The 4,367-nt window shown below is 56.9% G+C and carries 2 protein-coding genes and 1 pseudogene; 1 reads left to right on the forward strand and 2 read right to left on the reverse strand.

The window, feature by feature from the left end:
• Positions 1–117 precede the first annotated feature (117 nt).
• Positions 118–1,227, reverse strand: a complete 1,110-nt coding sequence (locus QJT82_RS45050) for a hypothetical protein (RefSeq protein ID WP_281446719.1) — start codon at positions 1,225–1,227, stop codon at positions 118–120.
• Between the two features lie 867 nt (positions 1,228–2,094).
• Positions 2,095–2,517: a hypothetical protein gene (locus tag QJT82_RS45055; RefSeq protein ID WP_155258682.1), complete on the reverse strand. Its 423-nt coding sequence runs from the start codon at positions 2,515–2,517 to the stop codon at positions 2,095–2,097.
• 1,101 nt (positions 2,518–3,618) lie between these two features.
• Here QJT82_RS45055 and QJT82_RS45060 point away from each other — a divergent pair.
• Positions 3,619–4,293, forward strand: a pseudogene (locus tag QJT82_RS45060) (IS5 family transposase); the annotation flags it as partial.
• Positions 4,294–4,367 lie beyond the last annotated feature (74 nt).

A 4,367-nucleotide genomic window follows, 5' to 3' on the forward strand; every position in this document is an offset into this window, starting at 1 on the left:
CGGATCGTAGCCATGTCGTTCTGTGAGCCAAGGAGTTGCCAGACATATTTGTCTTCCTAAGACCGCTTGGCCTCCCGGACTATGTGAGCCAAGGAGTTGCCAGACATATTTGTCTTCCTAAGACCGCTTGGCCTCCGACTGATCGGGGAGCTGGACAGCACGCCAAAGTACCTCACCAGCGATCGCAATTGCAGCTTTACGACAGGTCGCATCTTCAGGCCATTTGCAAAACCCGTTCACCAAGTTTGCCAGTCCTTGTTGGCTATAGTGAGGAAGTTGGTCAGCACGGTGCAGGAGCTCACTTGCGATCGCGATTGTGGCTTGACGAGAGACTGCCTCATCCGGCCATTTACTAAAGCCATTCACCAAATTTGCCAGATCCTGCTCGCCAAACTCATGAAACCGGGCGACCCGACGAAGAACTTCGCCTGCGATCGCAATCGTGACTTGACCACACGCCAGCTCTTCCGGCCACTTGCTGAAACCGTTCACCAGGATGGCCAATCCCTGCTGAGGAAACTCGCAGAGCCTGCCGGAACGATGCAGAATTTCGAGTGCAAGCGTGGCTGCTGCTTGGCGCGAAGCCGCCTCATCCGGCCACTTGCTGAATCCGTTGACCAGGCTCACCAATCCTTGCTGTGTAAAGTCGGAGAGTTGGTGATGGCGGCCTGCGCGCCGAATGACATCGCCCGCAATTGCAACCGCCGCCTGGCGAAAGTCTGCTTCTTCCGGCCATTTGCTGAAGCCGTTTATCAGCGCCGCCAGGCTCAGATTGTTCAACTCTTGAAGCGGCCTGCTTTCCTCGCGACAAAACTTCGCTATTCTGATCGCCCCTTTGCGACATTCTGCTCTGTTGGAATGCCGACCGAATGATGCGGCGAATATGGAAAGGGCTCTTATCCCGATTTTTCCAATCAGCGCATGGTCAAGCAGCGACACGCGAGAAGCTATTCTTTCGCAAACGTCCCGGCCGACCTGACCTCCGGCCTTCCGGCTCACCGCATTGCATGTCGTGGCATATCCCCACGATCTCCCGGCACGGATGCTTTCCTCGAAATTCGGCAGGAATCTAGACTGAAACTCAAGCGCAGCCTTTTGCAGAAAGACCGGATGGTCCGCCTTGCGCAGCTGCTTGTCGCGCGCAACCACCACAGTTGAGAATTCAACGATGTCGCGAGCACAATCGATCTCGCTTAGCGCCGTCGTCAGATTGGCTTGAGTAGACATGGGATCTTCCGAGCTTTCACCGCGGCGCCTTGTCCAGCCACAAGCTCAATGCGACTAGTCACCGCTTATGGCTGAATGTTTACCGCCTACGCAGTTGAAGCATCTCTTGCGAGGGCCGGCTGTTCACTCGGCGGGCCCTCACTGCACAGCGAGGAAACGTGATTAAAGCAGTTGTCAGAGACATCCTGCTGCGCGCATCACTCCATCACCTCATGACATATCACGGCTCCGGTTGTTGCAGCGCGATTGACAACGGCCAGCACAGCAGCCCCCTCCCCGCCGATGGACCCAAGGTCCTGCCCATGGCCCGCAAGCGACAATGTCGGCAATTAGGAAGCCATCCCTGTCCGATCATGCTGAACCATTCGACGCCCGTCCTGCCTGCGTTTGTCTTTGCGAGACTACAACCTGACGCAGCGTGGGGTTCAAGCTACTAAATTGGTATCGAAGCGTGGCGTTGCCCAGCCGACTATCGCAGCGGCTAGCAATGGGGCGTCCATTCAGTTCGACACGATTTCGAGTGACATTCACCCAGTGAGGTCCTGCGCTCGCTCCCGCGCTTCGTTCTATCGGGGCGCGCCCCGGATATCGCGGTAACGCTCGTTTTATCTATGGAAGAAAACATTGCCGCCATGCCCTTTCCGGGATGTTGGTGAGCGCGCGCACCTTACCCATAGACATGCTCGTTGGGAAACGCTTGTAATGGTGCGACGGCCAACGACACTGACCAGTCAAGGAAACCGCGAGAGTGCAATGACGCTGCACACGCCGCTGGGGGGCAACATCGATCGCCCCTGGAACGCAGGAATTCCTCAACCCGGACGATCGTAGCGCCGAAAACCCGCAGCAATCCGCAGCAAATTCCGGTCACGCCCCCAGCGTAAGGTGATATCGGTTGATAACAGTCTTGAATACATCGAACCGCTCGCCACATCCGCCAAGCAATGGCGACGAATCGCACAGGTACAACTCCGTCGGCATGAATGCCGACGGAGCGACTACGCAGTGCTGACGCGTACGCGTTGTACCTTCAATGCCCAAGTGAACTGCATCTGTGATGACTTCGATTGATGATAGATTAAGTGAAATCAGATGGGTACGAAACGAGATCTGGCGCTGTCGTAGATTGCTTAAGACGGAACTGCCTCGCGAGGAGAGTGCTGCCGTTGAGAAGCGTCTGCTTGAGCAGCTTTCCGCCTTTGAACGGCTCTTGACGACCGCATTTCCTCTGGTCTTGAGCCCTTCAGTGAACTCAACCAAAAGCAGTCCCATCAGTTCAAGTGAATCCACTGAAACGCTCGTTGAGAACGCCGCAACGGCATCAACCGATTCCTTCCGGATCTCGATCGGCAGTTAATGCGAGCATTTTGGAGAAACACCCCCGCTCCGATGCCTCACTCTCGATGCAGGATCGGAACGTTGTTGACGCCTCGTTTTTTCGGCCCAACGTTTCTCTCCGCCGCGGTTGGCATCACGCGGCGACATTCGACACGCAAGCCTTTGAAATTGTCCCTAAGACAAAACATGGCCGCGTCCATATCGCTACGCCCCGTAAAACGGTCACAGAATCGCATCACGTCTGGTCTGCAAGACGTCAAGATCTCTTCCAATCTTCGTTCTCGCGCGCTAGCGTATCCCGTGACCCACGTGGCTGCGATCGCAACAAGGGCGGTGGCATGGCGAGGCGCGCGGTAAGCCCAACCCGTTCGTCGCTTTTGGCTCAACAGAACTCTCTTAAGCTGCATAACCTTCAGTATTGTTCTTTGCCTCGCAAGTATTGTCTGTTTAGGAAAGTAGGTCGCCCGCATCGACACGAGCGGCCGGCGTCATTTGCGGGACTTCCGACTCATCGTTGCATCGGGTGTCAGGCCTTGCTGCCACGATCAAAACGCAACGCAGGCTGGCTGCATTTGCAGCGGACGGAGCCCAATTTAGGTATTGTGTTTAAGCTTGTGACATTCGCGACGTAGTCCCCAACATGACATTTCTGCAAAGGCGGCAGATCCTGCTTGGCACTGCCTACAACCTGACGCTACGGTCGATTCAAGCACTTTGATCGTCGAACAAGTGTCAATACGCAGCAAAACAGCACATCCATATCTTGGCGGGAGCTCGCAAGGAGAGTTCCTCGGCAATTGCACGCTTCACTGGACGCAGCGTATACGAAGCCTTATCCAACGACGGCCGATAACTGCTCGGCCACGCTGGAACGCAACGCATAGTTGATGGATTCGCAAGGTCACACGATTTCGTCGCGTCAAATGACGCGACGAATTGCGTCGATGCTCCGCGTTTTTGCTCAGCGTCCGATCTAGCAGGCTGTTGAAAAAGGTACTCGCCGCCAACCGGCGAGCGTGATTCATTGGCTCCGACGAGATTCGGAGACGGGGCGTGCGCGGTGGCGATAATCGAACGGGCGAGTTGTTCAGCTACGTCGACCTGGAGGCACGGGTACGGCGTGATCATCCGCTGCGAGCGATCCGGAGGATTGTGAACGAGGCGCTGTCAGAGCTGGAGCGCGAGTTTGCCGCGCTCTATTCGCCGATTGGGAGGCCGTCGATCCCGCCGGAGAAGCTGCTGCGGGCGATGCTGTTGCAGGCGTTTTATTCGATCCGCTCGGAGCGGCTTCTGATGGAGCGGCTGGAATACGACCTGCTGTTCCGCTGGTTCGTCGGCATCGGCGTCGATGACGCAGCCTGGGACCATTCGGTGTTCTCGAAGAACCGCGACCGGCTGCTGGAAGGCGACATCGCGGCGAAGTTCCTGGCGGCGGTGCTGGCGCAGCCCAGGGTGAAGAAGCTGCTGTCGAGTGATCACTTCTCGGTCGATGGCACGCTGATCGAGGCCTGGGCCTCGATGAAGAGTGTCAAGCCGAAGGACGGCTCCGGCGAGCCGCCGGCGCAAGGCGGCCGCAATGCTGATGCGGACTTCCACGGCCAGAAACGCTCGAATGACACCCATGCTTCGACCACCGATCCAGACGCCAGGCTGTATCGCAAGGGCAAAGGCAAGGAGACGAAGCTGTGCTTCATCGGGCACGGGCTGATGGAGAACCGCCACGGTCTAAGTCGGATCGTAGCCATGTCGTTCTGTGAGCCAAGGAGTTGCCAGACATATTTGTCTTCCTAAGACCGCTTGGC

It is taken from the genome of Bradyrhizobium sp. Mp19, from assembly GCF_029952935.1.
In the GTDB taxonomy this organism is placed as follows: Bacteria; Pseudomonadota; Alphaproteobacteria; order Rhizobiales; family Xanthobacteraceae; genus Bradyrhizobium; species Bradyrhizobium elkanii.